This window comes from Sphingomonas faeni (genome assembly GCF_040407565.1).
Lineage (GTDB): Bacteria > Pseudomonadota > Alphaproteobacteria > Sphingomonadales > Sphingomonadaceae > Sphingomonas > Sphingomonas faeni_F.
Genome location: NZ_JAPZPR010000003.1, coordinates 59,887 through 76,632, shown reverse-complemented (window position 1 = coordinate 76,632; position 16,746 = coordinate 59,887). Strand labels below are relative to the sequence as shown.

11 protein-coding genes are annotated in these 16,746 nt (G+C 67.5%); 2 read left to right on the top strand and 9 right to left on the bottom strand.

Annotated elements, in window-relative coordinates:
* Nucleotide 1 precedes the first annotated feature (1 nt).
* The gene (rnr, locus tag O6Y00_RS07095) at nt 2-2,233 is read right to left on the bottom strand and encodes a ribonuclease R (protein WP_353441907.1); all 2,232 of its coding nucleotides are present in this window, start codon (nt 2,231-2,233) and stop codon (nt 2-4) included.
* A gap of 41 nt (nt 2,234-2,274) precedes the next feature.
* Between rnr and glpD the strand changes: the two genes are divergently transcribed.
* Complete coding sequence (glpD, locus tag O6Y00_RS07090) at nt 2,275-3,768, top strand: glycerol-3-phosphate dehydrogenase (protein ID WP_353441906.1); 1,494 nt, start codon at nt 2,275-2,277, stop codon at nt 3,766-3,768.
* Nucleotides 3,769-3,947: 179 nt separating this feature from the next.
* On the opposite strand, the gene O6Y00_RS07085 is transcribed toward glpD, so the two are convergent.
* The 4 genes from O6Y00_RS07085 to O6Y00_RS07070 all read right to left on the bottom strand — a co-directional run bounded on the left by O6Y00_RS07085 (nt 3,948) and on the right by O6Y00_RS07070 (nt 9,313).
* Nucleotides 3,948-4,667: an SPOR domain-containing protein gene (locus O6Y00_RS07085; protein ID WP_353441905.1), complete on the bottom strand. Its 720-nt coding sequence runs from the start codon at nt 4,665-4,667 to the stop codon at nt 3,948-3,950.
* Nucleotides 4,667-6,391 carry an arginine--tRNA ligase gene (argS, locus tag O6Y00_RS07080; protein ID WP_353441904.1) on the bottom strand — a complete coding sequence of 575 codons (1,725 nt, stop codon included), beginning with the start codon at nt 6,389-6,391 and terminating at the stop codon, nt 4,667-4,669. Before argS ends, O6Y00_RS07085 begins: the two co-directional genes overlap by 1 nt.
* Nucleotides 6,392-6,626: 235 nt before the next feature.
* Nucleotides 6,627-7,781: a DUF1501 domain-containing protein gene (locus O6Y00_RS07075; RefSeq protein WP_353441903.1), complete on the bottom strand. Its 1,155-nt coding sequence runs from the start codon at nt 7,779-7,781 to the stop codon at nt 6,627-6,629.
* Between the two features lie 2 nt (nt 7,782-7,783).
* Nucleotides 7,784-9,313 (bottom strand): DUF1800 domain-containing protein, encoded by a 1,530-nt coding sequence (locus tag O6Y00_RS07070; protein WP_353441902.1) that lies wholly within the window; start codon nt 9,311-9,313, stop codon nt 7,784-7,786.
* A 216-nt stretch (nt 9,314-9,529) separates the two neighbouring features.
* Here O6Y00_RS07070 and O6Y00_RS07065 point away from each other — a divergent pair, with 216 nt between their 5' ends.
* Nucleotides 9,530-9,823 (top strand): hypothetical protein, encoded by a 294-nt coding sequence (locus tag O6Y00_RS07065; protein WP_353441901.1) that lies wholly within the window; start codon nt 9,530-9,532, stop codon nt 9,821-9,823.
* 200 nt (nt 9,824-10,023) lie between these two features.
* On the opposite strand, the gene O6Y00_RS07060 is transcribed toward O6Y00_RS07065, so the two are convergent.
* The 4 genes from O6Y00_RS07060 to ftsA form a co-directional block, all read right to left on the bottom strand.
* Nucleotides 10,024-11,208 (bottom strand): deoxyguanosinetriphosphate triphosphohydrolase, encoded by a 1,185-nt coding sequence (locus O6Y00_RS07060; RefSeq protein WP_353441900.1) that lies wholly within the window; start codon nt 11,206-11,208, stop codon nt 10,024-10,026.
* Nucleotides 11,205-13,418 (bottom strand): SPOR domain-containing protein, encoded by a 2,214-nt coding sequence (locus O6Y00_RS07055; RefSeq protein WP_353441899.1) that lies wholly within the window; start codon nt 13,416-13,418, stop codon nt 11,205-11,207. The genes O6Y00_RS07060 and O6Y00_RS07055 overlap by 4 nt, the downstream gene beginning before the upstream one ends.
* Nucleotides 13,419-13,780: 362 nt before the next feature.
* Nucleotides 13,781-15,370, bottom strand: a complete 1,590-nt coding sequence (gene ftsZ / locus O6Y00_RS07050; protein WP_353441898.1) for a cell division protein FtsZ — start codon at nt 15,368-15,370, stop codon at nt 13,781-13,783.
* Between the two features lie 113 nt (nt 15,371-15,483).
* Entirely contained in the window at nt 15,484-16,746 is a 1,263-nt protein-coding gene (ftsA, locus tag O6Y00_RS07045; RefSeq protein ID WP_056051322.1) for a cell division protein FtsA, read from the bottom strand.

Sequence of the window (16,746 nt, the reverse complement as noted above, 5' to 3'; positions counted from 1 at the left end):
CCTAACGCCGCTTGCCCTGGTGACGGATGTTCGCCGGGCGCCCGCGCCGCTTGATCTCGCGCACCGGTTTGCGACCATCGCGCGGGGGGCGAGCGGCCCCCTTGCCCTCGGGCATCTCGAACCGCAGCGCACCTGACACCGGGTTCGCCTCCGCCAGCCGCAGTTCGAGCGTCTGACCCTGCGCGAAGACGTCGCCGCTATGCTTGCCGGTCAGCGTCCGCGCGCCTTCGTCAAAGCGGAAATATTCGCCGCCCAGATCGCGCACCGGCATCAGGCCATCGCCGCCGATCCCCTCGACCGTTGCGAAGAAGCCGAAATTGGTGACGCCGGTGATCCGCACGTCCATCACCTGGCCGACACGCTCGGACAGGAACGCCGCGACGTAGCGGTCGGTCGTGTCGCGCTCGGCCTCCATCGCGCGGCGTTCCAGCCGGCTGATGATCTCGCCGACCGACTCCATGTTGTCCGCATCGTCCGCCGGCAACCCGCCCTCGCCGAGCCCGTACGCCGAGACGAGCGAGCGGTGGACGAGCAGATCGGCATAGCGTCGGATCGGCGAGGTGAAATGCGCGTAACTGCCGAGGCTGAGCCCGAAATGCCCGTGATTGCCGGGCGCGTAATAAGCCTGGGTCTGGGTGCGGAGAATCTGCTCCATCACCTGCGGACGGAAATCCGCATCGCCGATCCGCTCGATGATATGGTTGAACGTCGCCGGGCGGACGACCTGCCCCAGTGCGAACGGCACGTCGAACGTCTCGAGATAATCCTTCAGCGCCGCCAGCTTCTCGCGGCTTGGCGGTTCGTGGATGCGGTACATGACCGGCGCCTTCTTCGCCTCCAGCGCCTTGGCGGCAGCGACGTTGGCGGCGATCATGTAATCCTCGATCAGCCGGTGCGCGTCGAGCCGTTCGCGCGGGGAGACGGACATGATCCGCCCCTGCTCGTCGAGCACGACACGGCGTTCAGGCAGGTCGAGATCGAGCGGCGCGCGGGCGTCTCGCGCCTTCGCGAGGGCGTGCCAACAGGCCCATAGGGGCTGCAGCACCGCCAGCATCTCCCCCCTCTCGTCTACGGGAGCGGAGGAAGCGTCAATGATCGCCTGCGCCTCTTCATACGCCAGGTTCGCCGCGATCCGCACCACCGCCCGCGTAAACCGCCAGGACTTCAGCGAACCGTCCTTGCCGATCCGCAAATGGCACGCGAGCGCCGCCCGGTCCGCGCCTTCCTTCAGCGAACACACTTCCGCCGACAGGATCTCGGGCAGCATCGGCACCACGCGGTCGGGAAAATACACCGAGTTCCCCCGCCGCCGCGCCTCGCGGTCGACTTCGGATTTCGGCCGCACGTAGAAGCTGACGTCGGCGATCGCGACGATCGCCTTCCACCCGCCGGCGTTGGAGGGGTCATCGTCTGCCTCCGCCCAGACCGCATCGTCGTGATCGCGTGCGTCCTCGGGATCGATCGCGACGATCGGCAGATCGCGGAGATCTTCGCGGCCCTCCCCGAGCGGCAGTTTCGACACGCGCTCCGCCTCGTCCAGCGCCTCCTGCGAGAACACGTCCGGAATGCCGAGCTTGTGGATGGCGATCAGCGAAAAACTCCGCGCCGCGAACGGATCGCCCAGCTTCGACACGACGCGCGCGGCGATCTTCGGCGGCTTGCCCGCGAGTTCCGCCAGCACGAGATCGCCCGGCGCCGCACCGCCAGCATCCGCGACAGCGAACTCCCGGCGCTCGCGCTTGTCGACACCGGTCAGCCACAGCCGCCCCGCCTCCTCGCGCAACACGCCCAGCACCTGCTCGGACGCGGGCGCGAGCACCTTCATCGGATGCGCGATCCAGCCGTTCCCAGCCTCCTCGGTCCGTGCGAGGATACGCTCGCCGACGCCCAGCGCGCCGCGTTTCCGCTCGCGCACACGCAGGCGTGGCGGCGGGATGCCTTCCGCCTCCCAACGCTCAGGCACCGCCCAGACGTTGCCGCCGTCGTCGACGTCCGCGATCCGCAGCACCGTCACCTTCGGGATACCGCCCATCTTGTGAAATGCGCGACCGGGGGCGCTGTCGATCAGCCCCTCGTCGGCCATGTCCTTCAACAGTGCTTTCAGCCCGATCTTGTCCTGCGCGCTGAGTCCGAAGCCCTTGGCGATCTCGCGTTTGCCCGCGGGCACGTCGGAGGTGGCGATGAAGTCGAGGATCTGCTCGCGCGTCGGAAGACCGGCTTTTGGTTTGTACATCGCATAGAGATAGTCGGTAGGCCCGCCATTACCAAACGGCTATGCTGCGGGATATGATGCAAAGTTATGACCTTCTGATCGTCGGCGGCGGGATCAACGGCGCCGCGATCGCCCGCGAGGCGGCGCTGAACGGCCTCTCCGTGCTCCTCGTCGAAAAAGGCGACCTCGCCGGCGCGACCTCGTCCGCCTCGACCAAACTCATCCATGGCGGTCTGCGCTACCTCGAATATTACGACTTCAAGCTGGTCGCCGAGGCGCTGCGCGAACGCGAACGCCTGGTGAAGGCCGCACCGCACATCATCCGGCCACTGCGCTTCGTGCTGCCGCACGAGAATGCGGTGCGACCATGGTGGATGGTCCGGGCCGGGCTGTATCTCTACGACTGGCTCGGTGGACGCATGACGCTGAAGCGGTCGCGGGGACTCCGCGCGAGCGACACCGCCTACACCGCGCCGTTGAAGGGCGGCGCGCGCGGGTTCGTCTATTCCGACGCATTCGTCGACGATTCGCGACTGACCGTGCTCAACGCGATCGACGCGCACGACAACGGCGCCGAGATCGCCGTTCGCACCGAGCTGACCAGCGCCCGGCGCGACGGCAAACTCTGGCGCGCGACGCTCTCCGACGGCCGCGACATCACGGCGCGCGCACTCGTCAACGCTGCCGGCCCCTGGGTTGCAGAACTGCTCGCCCGCCTCGGCATCAACGCCAGCGCGGGTGTCCGGCTGGTCAAGGGCAGCCACATCGTCGTGCCGAAACTCTACGACGGCACCCACGCCTATATCCTGCAACTCGCCGACCGCCGGATCGTCTTCGCGATTCCGTATCAGGGCCAGACCGAGATCGGCACCACCGACATCCCCGTCGATCGCCCCGAGGACGCGGTGATCGACGCCGGCGAGATCGCGTATCTGTGCGATGCCGCCAACCAGCATTTCAAACGCCAGATCACCCCCGCCGACGTCACCTCGACCTGGTCCGGCGTGCGCCCGCTGTACGACGACGGTGCCAGCGAAGCGAAGGCGGTCACCCGCGATTACGTGCTGGAACTCGATACGCAGGGTGACGCGGGTGCCGCGCCGTTGCTGTCGGTGTTCGGCGGCAAGATCACCACCGCGCGCCACCTCGCCGAAGAAGCGCTGGAGAAGATCGCCCCTCCGTTGGGCATCACCATGCGCCAGATGACGCGATCGCGCGCTTTGCCCGGCGGCGATATCCCCGATTTTGCGAAATACCTGGTCCAGGTACGCGAGCGCTGGCCGTTTCTAGGCGATGCACGCAGCGAGCGCATGGCACGCGCCTACGGGACGCTGCTCGGCGACCTGCTGGCCGACGTCGCGGACGAGGCTGCGTTGGGCGAGATATTCGCCGATGATCTCACGGAAGTGGAAGCGCGCTGGATGTACAGCCGCGAATGGGCGCGAGCACCCGCCGACGTGCTCGACCGACGAAGCAAAATCGGGCTGCACATGGCCGACGTGGAACGGGAGCGGTTCGAAGCCTGGTGGAACGCGCGGTTTCCGCAGGTGGCCTGACGCCGCACGCCCGCGGCATGATCGACGGCACCATCATCGATCCGAGAGGCGGGGCCGAAGCCTCGAATGCCTCTCGGATCTGATCGCTCGAATCAGCTGGCGACGAAGCAGGTTTCTCCGGCCACGATCCGAGAGGCGGGGCCGAAGCCTCGAATGCCTCTCGGATCTGATCGCTCGAATCAGCTGGCGACGAAGCAGGTTTCTCCGGCCACGCGCAGCCGACCGCAGATATCGGCGGCCTGGTTGGCGCTGCCAGCATTCACTCGCAACCGGTACAGCGTACGCCCACCCGACGCGACCGGCTGGACCGATTTGCCAAGCGCGGCGACATAAGCGAACCGCTTCGAGATGGTCGTCCACGCCGCATTGGCGGAGGCCTCGCTGGGATAAGCGCCGAGCTGGACCAACGATCCACCGCCGGGCGTTTGCGCGGCCGCCGATCGCGACGCCTGGATCGGCGCGGTCGCGACCAGACGGCCGCCCGACGCAGGCACCTGCGCAACCGCATTGCGGCCGGTCGCTTCGGTCGTCTTGACCGCCGCCGCGCGCTTGCCGGCGATCGGTGCTTCGGGCACGCCGCGCAGATCGATCGCGCCGTTGCCGGACTTGCCGGCGCTTGTCGCGACCGCCGCGTCGCCTTCGCCGTTGACCTTGAGACCACCGGGTTCGTCCGGCTTGACCTTGTAGTCGCCTTCCTGCGCGGCAATCAGTTGGCCGTCACCCGCTGGGGCGCGCTGTTGCAACTTGTAGATGCCGAAGATGATCGCCGCGAGCACCGCCAGACCGAGCACGACGAGCGCGATCACGCGGCCGATACCGACGCTTTCGGTGTCGTCGGGCTCGACCGTTTCAAGCCAGGGTAGCCGGTCTTCCTCGCGCAGATCCATGTCGTCGGCCATCACTTCATCTCCGAAACCGCTTCGACCCCCATGATAGCAAGGCCATTATGAATAATCTGCCCAATCGCGGACGCGAGGAAGAGCCGCGCCGCGGTCGCCTGCGGATCCTCGACCACCAGGAAACGACGATCGGGCCGGTCGTTGCCGACGTTCCATAGCGCATGGAATGCAGCTGCCAAGTCGTAGAGATAAAAGGCAATTCTGTGGGGCTCGCGTGCCGTCGAGGCGATCTCGACCAGCCGTGGAAATTGCGCCGCAAGCTGCACGAGCGCCAGTTCGTCCGTATCAAGCCGGGACAAATCGGCAGAGATCGGCGTAATTCCCGCCTCTTCCGCGCGCCGATGCAGCGATGCGATTCGCGCGTGCGCATATTGGACATAAAAGACCGGGTTGTCCTTCGACGCCTCGACCACCTTGGCGAAGTCGAAATCCATCTGCGCGTCAGACCGCCGCGTCAGCATCGTGAAGCGGACGACGTCCTTGCCGACCTCGCGCACCACATCGGCGAGCGTGACGAAATTGCCCGACCGCTTCGACATCTTGACCGGCTCGCCGTTGCGCAGCAGCCGGACCATCTGGACGAGCTTCACGTCGAACCGCGTCTTGCCGCCGGTCAGCGCCGCCACCGCTGCTATGATCCGCTTGACCGTGCCGCCATGATCCGCGCCCCAGATGTCGATCAACTGGTCGGCACTCTGGCTCTTCTGGAAGTGATAGGCGAGATCGGCGCCGAAATAGGTCCACGACCCGTTCGACTTCTTGATCGGGCGATCCTGGTCGTCGCCGAACTGCGAGGAGCGGAACAGCGGCAGCTCGACCGGCTCCCAATCGTCGGGCGTCTCGCCCTTCGGTGCTTCGAGCACGCCGTCATAAACGAGATCGCGCGAGCGCAATTCCGCCTCGGCTGCTTCGGGTTTCTTCGCGGCCTGGAGCTCGGCTTCCGACGCAAACACCTCGTGCTCGATCCCGAGCAGCGCGAGATCGGCGCGGATCATCACCATCATCGCGGCGACCGCCTGCGTGCGGAAGATGGCGAGCCATTCGCTCTCGGGCGCGCCGACATAGCGGTCGCCGAATTCCTTCGCGAGTGACTGCCCGACGGGGACGAGATAGTCGCCGGGGTACAGGCCCTCGGGAATCTCGATCGTCTCGCCGAGCGCCTCGCGGTAGCGAAGGTGGACCGAGCGCGCGAGCACATCGACCTGGCCGCCGGCATCGTTGACGTAATATTCGCGGATTACCTTGTGACCGGCGAATTCGAGCAGGCTGGCGAGTGCATCGCCGACGACTGCACCGCGGCAATGGCCCATGTGCATCGGGCCGGTCGGATTGGCCGAGACATACTCGATGTTGACCGTGATCCCGTCGCCCTGCTTCGAGCGGCCGTAGTCGGCGCCAGCCTCGGGAATCGCAGCCAGTTCGGCGCGCCAGGCGTCGTCGGTCAGCTTCATGTTGATGAAGCCGGGGCCCGCGACGCTCGCCGAGGCGACGTCCTCGAGCTTCGACAGTTCGACGACTAGCGCATCGGCGAGGACGCGCGGATTGGTCTTGGCGGGCTTTGCGAGCACCATCGCGGCGTTGGTCGCAAGATCGCCGTGGCTGGTGTCGCGCGGCGGCTCGACCGTGACGTTCTTGCGGTCGAGCCCAGCCGGCAGCGTGCCCGCCGCGGTCAGCGTGTCGAGCGCCGCATCGATATGCGCGGCGAAACGGGTGTAGAGCGTCATGGCAGTCCCGGTACGTCAAGGAAACGCGCGCTCTAGACCATCGCGGCGCAGCGCTCAATTTTAATCCCGTGGGAGGGATGTTCGATAGCGTCCGCCCGGCCTCAACCGCCACATGCGCATGCTATGACTGTTCCCCCGCGGACGCGGGGGCCCAGCTAAACCACATCCACCGCCCGAGATCCTGGGCCCCCGCGTTCGCGAGGGAACAGAAGGGGATTGACGGTGAGGTCCCGTTTTAAACCCGAACCAACCGTCCGATCGCCACGTTTTTCGCGCTCGCCGGGAACAGCGCCGCCATCGCGCGCGCCGGCTCGACACCAAAATGCGACGACACCGCGCCGCCGATGAACGCGTCGAGTTGCATCGTCGGCTTGAGGTCGCGCGCCTCGTACAGCGCGGCAGGCGACAATCCCGGCCAGTCGGAAACCACCCTGCCCCCCTTTACCGCGCCGCCGAACAGCATCGCCGCGGTGCCCGTCCCGTGGTCGGTGCCGCCGGTACCGTTCACCGCGACCGTCCGTCCGAACTCGGTCGCGACCAGCACCATCGTGTCCGCCCATAACGGCCCAAGTCCGGTCTGCAGCGCCGCGATCATGCCATCGAGTCCCTTCAACTGCGCAGCAAGCCGCCCGCGCTGGCCGGTGTGCGTATCCCATCCGCCGGTTTCGATCATCGCGATCCGCGCGCCGTCGTCGGGCTTGAGCAACCGCGCGGCCAGCGCACCCGTCGCCGCAGCACTGCGACCATCGTTCTGCGCCAGATCACTGGTCAGCGCACGCGTCGACATCGCCTCGCTCCACAGCGCGTGCAGTTGCTGGTCGCCTTGATACAGCATCGCCACGCGTTGCAGCAGGTCGTCCGACGCATCGGGCAGGTTCGACGGCGCGTAGGACGACACCTCGCGCCGGCCACGCAACGCCATCGGCACGGTCGCCGCTACCGCGATCGCGCGTGCCTGATCCGCGGGCAACAGCGTGAGCAGCCGGTTCAGCCAGCCGTCGCGCACTTGGTAGGCACTGACGCCACCCGTCTCGAGCACGTTCTGGCCGTCGAAATGCGAACGATCGCGGTAGGGCGACGCAATCGCATGCGCGAACAGGGCCTGGCCCTGTTTATACAGACCCGCACTCGCGACCATCGCCGGATGCAGCGCGAACATCGCATCCAGCTTCGTCCCGGTCGCGAAGTCTGCCGCGAGATCGCCGCGCAACCCCGCGAACGCCGGATCGCCGATCGCACCGATCACGCCCAGGCCGTCCGCCGCGCCGCGCTGGATGACGAACACGAACCGCTTGGCGGTCGCGGCACGGGCAAAGGCGATGCGCGGCGCAAATGCGGATGCGAGCACGCCCAACGTGGCGGTCGAGAGGAAGGAACGACGGTCGAGCATGACTATCTCCGCATCGATTCAGGAGCGACGAGCAGCAGTGCAAGCGCCTGCGCCGGGCTTTCCGCGCGCGCAAGACCTTGCGCGGTGGCAGGGCTGAGCGCGGCAGGGAACAACGTCGGGGCTAGCGCGCGCGCATCGACCGGCCCGGCACGCGACGCAAACCGCTCCGCCGCCTCGACCCGGCGCAGGATCGCATCGGGCCCGGCCCAGGCCGCGGCGATATCGTCGTAGCCGACCGGCTGCCCCGGCTTCCACACCGGCTGGCCGAGCTGGTTCATCAATCCGACGACGGCACCGCGCTGGACCGTCGCCGTGCCCAGCGCGCGCAACGTCGAGACGTACCATTCCCAGGGCGACTTGAACTTCACCGGCGCCGCCACCCAAGCTTCGGGCGATGCGATCAGCGCACGGTATACCGTCGGCAGGTCGCCCCCCGATTTCAGGAACGCCGCCTGCAGCCGCGCGACCATCGCCGGTGGCGGCGTATCGCCCGCGAAATGCCGCGCGAGCTTGGTGGCGATATGCGCCGCCGTGGCGGGATGGACGGCGAGATCGGCCAGCACCGCCTGCGCCTGCGCCTCGCCGGCCGCAGGATAGGTCTTGCGCAGGATCACGCGATCGCCCGGTTCGTGAACGTCGGCCAGGAACAGGAATGCCCCCGGAGCGGCGGATGCCTCGTCCTGCACGCGCGCACCGAGCCCGCGACCGATACCGGCGACGGTCCAGCCGGTCATCGCGCGTGCGAACTCGGTGACGTCGGCCTGCGTATACCCGCTGCGAACGCCGAGCGTATGCAATTCCATGATCTCGCGTGCGAGGTTCTCGTTCAGCCCGCCGCGACGCTTGCCACGACGCGCGCTGCGCAGACCGACGACGCTCCCCGGACCGATCGAGACGGCCTGATCGAGATACAGCAGCATCGCGGGGTGGCGCTCGACCGCGTTCAGCATGTCGGCGAAGCTGCCCAGCACGTGGGGGCGGATCGCCTCGAACTCCATCGGTCCGGCCAGCCCGGTCACCTCGAGCTTTTCGGTCGACACCGCGAAGTGGTTCGCCCAGAAATGGACGAGCCGCTCGACGAACGGCGTGTCGGTGGTGAGCGCCGCGATGGTTCGCGCGGTGACCGCGTCGCCGTACGCGGCACCGCTTTTCACCCCCGCCGCGCGCCGTGCCTCGCGCCGCGCGCTGTCACCCGGATTTCCGTCCATCGACGCTGCCGCCGGCGGGAGGGTCGCAGCGCCGGACTCAGGGGCCGGCGGCGGGGTCGTCATCCCCGGTGCGGCCATCGTAGCCGGTGGAGCGGGACGCGGCTTTCGGGGGCCGAACTCGACGCCGATCGCCTTCTGCCTCGCGTAGAATTCCGCCAGGTCGCTTGCGACCGCGCCCGTCGATGGCGCACCTGCGATCACAGCGGGGCGCACTGTGAAACGATCGAGCTGCGCGAGCAGCCAGCGGGTCGGATCACCGGCGATGGCATCGCCGGGCCGGGCCCCTAGGCCAAAGCGATTGAGCGTGATACTGGCAGTCGGCACGTCACTCTCCTTCGACCCGGATATGCGCGCAGCATGTCGCAGAAGTATGTCTGCCCCCGGCGTTCGGCGCGGCCGGACCTCGTCTCGTCGTTGCGTACCGCGCAATCGCGACGGATCGGTTTGCAATTGCCACTCATGCTGCACTGCAATATTTCTCGATTCGAGAGTTGGTACACACCCTGAGCCGGCTCAACGCACACCGCGGGAGACACGATCATGCGTAACACCATCAAGATCATCGCAGCAGCAGCCGCCGCCCTCACCTCGACGATCGGCATGGCCAGCGAAGCCAAGCAGAGCTTCGTCCACGAGGGCAGCACGTACGTCTATACCTCCACCCAGGACCATGGCCGCCAGGTCATCGACGGCCATCGCTATCCGTCGGGCCAGAAGTTCCACCTGATCGTCCGCGGCGACCGCGTATCGGGTGTTTCGGGCGGCGTCCCGGTCGCGTTCAAGACCGCAGAAGCCAATGGCGCTGCCGGTGGGATCGCTTCGGTTACGCGCTGAGCTAATTAGCTTTCGGAAATTGCAGCGGCGGTCGGACTTCGGTCCGGCCGCCGTTTTGCGTTGTGAAGAAATCCTCCCCCGCCAGGGGGAGGTGGCGCCGACGGTGACGGAGGGGGACGAAGCACAACAGCGGTTTCGCGTCCTCCCCCTCCGTCTGGCAAGTGCCAGCCACCTCCCCCTGGCGGGGGAGGATCAATCGCTCAGAACCCTTCGGGCAGGTCGATCGGGCCGACCAGGTCGCGGTACCGTGACACGGCGTACCGGTCCGTCATGCCGGCGATGAAATCGGCGATATGCCGACTGCGGTCGGGATCCTCGGTGGGCAAGCGCTCGCGCCATTCCTCGGGGATCGTCGCCGGATCGTCGCGATAGACCGCGAACAGCCCCGACACGATCCCGTGCGCCGCGTCCGCCGCCGCCAATTGCCGCGGATGATGATAAAGATTGGCGTACATGAAGCGCTTCAGGTCGCGCTCCGCCTCGCGCATCTCAGGCGAGAAGCCGACCAGGCACTGCCCCGCATCGCGGACGTCGTCGACGCTCGTCACGCCACTCGCCGCGATCCGACGACGCGTCTCGGCGATCAGGTCGTTGACCATCGTGCCGATCTGCGTGCGGACGAGCTCCCCGACCAGTCGCTTCGGTGCGATGTCGGGAAAGCGGCGGCGCACGTCGTCCCAGCCGCGCGCAACCAGCGGCACCGCGAGCATCTGGTCGAGCGTCAGCAATCCTGCGCGAAGGCCGTCGTCGATGTCGTGATTGTCGTACGCGATATCGTCGGCGATCGCCGCGACCTGCGCCTCCAGCGACGAGAAACTGGTGAGCGCGAGCGGGTATTCGGCATCGGCAGCGGCCAGCGCCCAGCCCGGATGCTGCACCGGCCCGTTATGCTTGGCCAGCCCTTCGAGCGTTTCCCACGTCAGGTTCAACCCGTTCCACAGGGGATAAGGCCGCTCGATCGTCATCAGCGTGCGCAGCGTATGACCGTTATGGTCGAACCCGCCCTGCCCGCCGTCTTCGACAGACGGCATCAGCGCCGCCTTCAGCGCATCCTCGCCGGCGTGGCCGAACGGCGGATGGCCGATGTCGTGCGCGAGACACAGCGCCTCGGTCAGATCCTCGTTCAGCGCCAGCGTCCGCGCGATCGTCCGGCCGATCTGCGCGACCTCCAGGCTGTGCGTCAGGCGAACGCGGAAATGATCGCCATCGGGGGCCATGAACACCTGCGTCTTGTGGCGCAGGCGGCGGAAGCTGATTGAGTGGATGATCCGGTCGCGGTCGCGCTGGAACGCATCGCGCGGGCCACGGACGGACCCGTTCTGTTCCTCGTGAAGCCGTCCTTTGCTGCGCGCCGGGTCCGAAGCCCAGGGCGCGCGGTAGCTCACTTGGCCGGCAACTTCGTGATGATTTCGCCCGGATCGCTGATGAAGGTGAACGTCGGGACGCCTTCCTTGGCGAGCTGATTGACGAAGGTCCGCGCTTCCGATTCGGTCTTGAACGGACCGGCGAGCACGCGGTTGGTCGCCTTCCACGGCGCGGTCCAGCCACCGCGGCTGCCGAACACGGTCGGCGCCTTGGCCTTCGCCTTCTTCCACGCCTTGGGCAGATCGCCCTCGGTCGCGCCTGTCGACACCTGCACCCAGGTCCGCGCGGGATTCGCGCGGGCGATCCGCTTTTCCTCGGCGGCAGCCTTGTCGGCGGCAAGCTTCTCGGCGGCGGCGGCCTTCTTCTCGGCTAGCGCCTTCTTGTCGGCGATGGCCTTTTTCGCGGCGGTCTTCTTGTCGAGGGCGGCCTTCTTGTCGGCGGCAAGCTTGTCCGCTGCGATCTGAGCCGCACCGAGTTTTTCGGCCGCGATCTTCTTGGCCGCCGCGTCACGCTCGGTCTTCGCCTTCGCCTCGGCCAGCACGCGCTCGGCATCGTCGGACATTGACACCGCGGCCTGCGTCACCACCGGTGCCGGTGCGGGATGCATCGGCGCGACATCAAGCTCGGACGCCGGGATCGACAGCCCAGCTACGATCCGCGCGAGGATCGAATCCTCGCTCCCCGCCACGGCACGCGGCGGCAGTGCCGCGGCAACCTCGACGGGGGCCGACCTTTCGGCGGAGAAGCCGGGGGTCGGCAGCGGCGCGGCGCTGGCCTGCTGGACAGGAACGGTCTGGACCGGCGGTTGCTGGACCGACGCTTGCTGGACCGGCTGGGATTGCGCTGACGCCAATAGGGTCGGCGCCGACTGCACGGAGTTAGCCGCAACCCCCGGCGCAACCGAAGACGACACCGCGGCGGCGGCGAGCGAGTTGGCCACCCGCGTGTTGCTTTCGGACTGGATCCTGACGGGTACCGCCGCCGTCTGCGCGACACTCGTGGCCGGCAACGTCGTCACGGGCAACGTCTTCACGGGAGCCGGCTCGACCCGCGCGACTGCGATCGGCGCTTGGGGCTGGGAGACGACGGATGCGGTGGTAGTGCGCGCCGTTTCAGGCAACACAGTTGTTCGGGTTGCGGTCTGAGCGACGACCGTCGGCGCGACATAGGTCGGCTGCGGCGTGGTACCCCGAGCTACCGTCGACGGCGCGGGCGAGACCAGCACCACTCGCGGCGACGACGTCGCCAGCTGCATCGGCGCGACGGTGTTCGTCGCCGGTGCCGCCGTGGTCGGGACTACCCGCGTGGTCGCGGCCATTTCGACCCTACCCGGCTTGGCACGCCGATCGCGCTTGGTCTTCGCGGTGCTCGCGACGACGACTGGTCTCGGGACCGCGGCCATCATCACCGGCGCGGTCGGATCGGCCGCGAGCACGCCCAGGGGCGGCGTCATCCGCGCATCCGCCAGGCGCTGGGGCGTGGCATGGACTTCGCCGAAATGTACCGCAAAGGCGCGGTCGCTTGCCGGCAAGGTCGGAAGACGCTGGAAGAAGGGTTGCAGGCCCTGTGCGGTCCCGCGCGGCATCATCACGGTCGCGATCTTCTCCGCGCCCGCCACATCACCGTTCATCGCGAGGATGAATGCACGCGCACGCCATGCGCCCCGGTCGCTCTTCGTCAGCAGCGGACCGAGTTGCTGCACCGCCAGCTCCGTCTTGCCCGAAATCCCGAGCGACAGCGCGTAGCGCCGTAAAGTTTCGTCGTCCGGCGCATCGCGCAACGCGACGCGGTAATCGCGTTGCGCGCGGTCCTGCTGCCCGATCAGATCATAGGCGAGGGCGCGGTCGGCGGCGAACTTGCGCGGGTCGAGGCCCAGGCTCTCAGCCTGCGCATAATAGCGCAACGCCTCGCCCGGCCGCTCCGAGCGAACCAGGATCGACCCCATCCCCGCCTTGATCCGGCCGTCGCGGGGATCCACCTTCTCGGCGCGCGCGAACAATGCCGCGGCCCCGCTGAGATCGCCCAATCCCATCGAAAGGTCGCCGGCGCGGATCAGAGTATCGACGTCACGCGGATTGCTCGCAAGCTTGCGCATCTCGTCGCCGAGCCGGTCCGCGTCGGTCGTGCCAGGGATCGCCTGGACGATCGCCTGCGCGGACGCGGTACACGGCATCGCGGCCAGCACCAGCGCGAGCGCGGCAGTCAGAAGATGGTGGGGCGAACGGGTCATTAGAACCATATGTCTAGACGCTAGCCAAACCGAACCGGCAATGTCTGCCGAACCCGAGCGCGGCGAAGTGGCCCGTGACGGCGACGAATGAAGCGCCGAGGAGCGGACAAGGGGCGAACGCTTCGATCTGCGGCTTCGGTATCCAGGATCTTGGAGCAGCGCCCGTTCCCAAACGCCACCTCTCCTGCGATCGGCGGGGTCCATCTCGGCGACGCTGTAACGAGGGAAGCCGCCTAGTTACATCAACCGCCCTAACTTGGCCCGGGTCTTCGCCGGGGTGGCAAGCTGCTACAGATCGCTACTCCTGCCAACCGATCTCCTTGCGCCGCTATCCCGCCAACGCGAGAGAACGGCGCCCGGTCTTACTGGTTGTTCTGGCGATGCAGGAAGCGCGGGATGTCGAGCGGATCCTGCGGGGTGGACTCGCCATCTTCCTTGGCCGCACCACGCGCTGCGTTCGACATGCGCTCGAACAACGTCCCGCCCAGCTTTACGCGGGGAGCGGGCGGCACGGCCTCGGCCGCAGCCTCGGCGCCCGGCGCAAGCCAGCGACGACGCGCGCCACCTTCGTCGGCGGCCGGCGTCGGCACCGGCGCAGCGCCCGCGATCGGCGGACGCGCGGGTGCGGCAGAAGCCGCCGGCCGTGCGATCGGACCACGACCATAGGCCTCGTCAGCATAGCTCCGCGGCGCGGGTGCCGCTTGCGATGCCTGGTAGGCCGGCGCGGCAGGCGGCGGCGGAGCGGGCTGCGGAGCCTGCGGCACGATCGTCTCCGCACCGAGAACGAGTTCCTCGTCGTGCGATGGATCGACTTCCGACGATGCGGTCAGGTCGAGCGGTTCTTCCTCAGCCGAAACTGTTGACGGCACAGGTGCAACTGCTGCTGAAGCAGGCTCGCTCGGACGGAACGAGGTGTTCTCGTCGGTCTTGCGCGATCCGAAGCTGAACGAGCGGGTCGGCTCGGGCGCGACTTCCGGCGGACGCGCATCGGCATCGATCCCGGTCGCGACGACCGAGACGCGGATCTTGCCTTCGAGCTCCTGGTTGAATGCCGAACCCCAGATGATGTTCGCATCGGGATCGACCAGGTCGCGGATGTGATTCGCGGCTTCGTCGACTTCGAGCAGGCGCATGTCGTCGCCGCCGGTGATCGAGATGATGACGCCCTTCGCGCCGCGCATGCTGACGCCTTCGAGCAGCGGGTTCGAGATCGCCTTCTGCGCAGCCTCGAGCGCGCGGTTGTCGCCGCTAGCCTCGCCGGTGCCCATCATCGCCTTGCCCATCTCCTGCATCACCGAGCGGACGTCGGCGAAATCGAGGTTGATGAGGCCCGGCATCACCATCAGGTCGGTGATGCTGCGGACGCCCTGCTGGAGCACCTCGTCCGCCATCGTGAACGCTTCCTTGAAGGTCGTGTTCGCGTTGGCGATGAGGAACAGATTCTGGTTCGGGATGACGATCAGCGTGTCGACATACTTCTGCAGCTCGTCGATGCCGCCCTCGGCCGACTTGGCGCGACGGTTGCCCTCGAACGCGAACGGCTTGGTCACGACGCCGACCGTGAGGATGCCCATGTCGCGCGCCGCCTTGGCGATGACCGGCGCTGCGCCCGTACCCGTACCGCCGCCCATGCCGGCGGTGATGAAGCACATGTGCGCGCCTTCGAGCATCTTGGCGAGCTGGTCGATCGTTTCTTCGGCGGCGGCACGGCCGATCTCGGGACGCGAGCCGGCGCCGAGACCCTGCGTGATCTTGGTGCCGAGCTGGATCCGCTGCGGTGCGGTCGACTGCTTCAACGCCTGCGCGTCGGTGTTCGCCACGAGGAAGTCGACGCCCTGGACGTCGGCCCGCATCATGTTGGCGATCGCGTTGCCGCCCGCGCCGCCGACGCCGATCACCGCGATGCGGGGGGCCAGATCGTCCACTTCGGGACTAAGGAATTCGATGCTCATCGCCGTTCTCCGCACAACCCGGTAGATACGCTACGGCCGGGCCCCTGATTAATCTGTGTGCACCAACGTCACGGCCTGTTCCAGCCGAAATAACGCCAGCGCCCTCGAAACTCTTAATAATTCGCGCGTGCCGCCTGAATCAACTTGCGCATCATGCCCATACCCTTTGGCCGATGCACCGTCGTCCGCTGCGGCGCGAGCCCGCGAAGGTCGATCGGGTTGGTCGCCGCGTAGAAGGCCAATCCCGCTAGCGTCGCGAACGCCGGTCCGCCATGCGCTTCCGGCAGCGCGGTCAGGCCACGCGGTCGACCGATCCGCACCGACCGCCCGAGCGCCTGTTGCGCATAGTCGGCGATGCCCTTCAGCTCGGCACCACCACCGGTCAGCACGACCTGACGCCCGACCGGCCCTTCGAACTTCAGCTTGGTGAGCGCGTTGCGCACTTCACCCATCTGATGCTCGAGCCGCTGGCGGATCACGCCGATCAGCTGCGCCTTGGTGATCTGAGCCCCCTCGCCCGCGCCGTCCTCCGCGGAGATCGGCATGACCGGGATCATGTCGTGATTATCGCGCGGGCTGGCGTTGGCCGAGCCATGGAAGCACTTCATCCGCTCCGCATTCTGGCGCCGCGTGCCGAACGCGCTGGCGATGTCGTCCGTAATGTCCTGCGCGCCGATCGGGATCGAGGTCAAACCGACCAGCATGCCGCCGGCGAACAGCGACACGTTGGTGATCCCCGCCCCCATCTCGACCAGCGCGACGCCAAGCTCGCGCTCCTCGTCGCTGAGACAGGCAAGCCCGGTGGCGACCGGCGAGGCGATGATCGACTTCACCTCGAGATGCGCCGACCGGACGCAGAGATCGAGGTTGCGCACCGGCGAACCGTCCGCCGCGACGACATGGATGTGCACCCCGAGCCGATCGGCATGCAGCCCGAGCGGCGTCTTGACCCCCGTCAGCCCGTCGAGCGTATAGAGCGCCGGCTGCGCGTGCAGCACCATGCGGCCCTGCGGATCGATCGAGTTGCGCCCGGCGGCGAGCAACGCATCGATATCCTGCTGCTCGACGCGGTGGCCGCCAAGCTCGAACTCGACCTCGGCGACATCGGACACGAGTCCGCCGGCCGAGAAGCCGACCCAGACATTCTCGATGTTGATCCCGGCGATCCGCTCGGCCTGCTCGACCGCCTCGCGCACCGCCGCCTCGGTCGTCGCCATGTCGGCGATATAGCCGCGCTTGACGCCCCGGCTCTCGCGCTGGCCGGTGCCGAGCACGATCAGCTCGCCCCCGTCCCCCTTCTGCGCGATCATCGCCGAAACCTTCGACGACCCGATATCAAGCGCCGTGATCAGCCCTTCCGGTGCCACCTTCGCCAT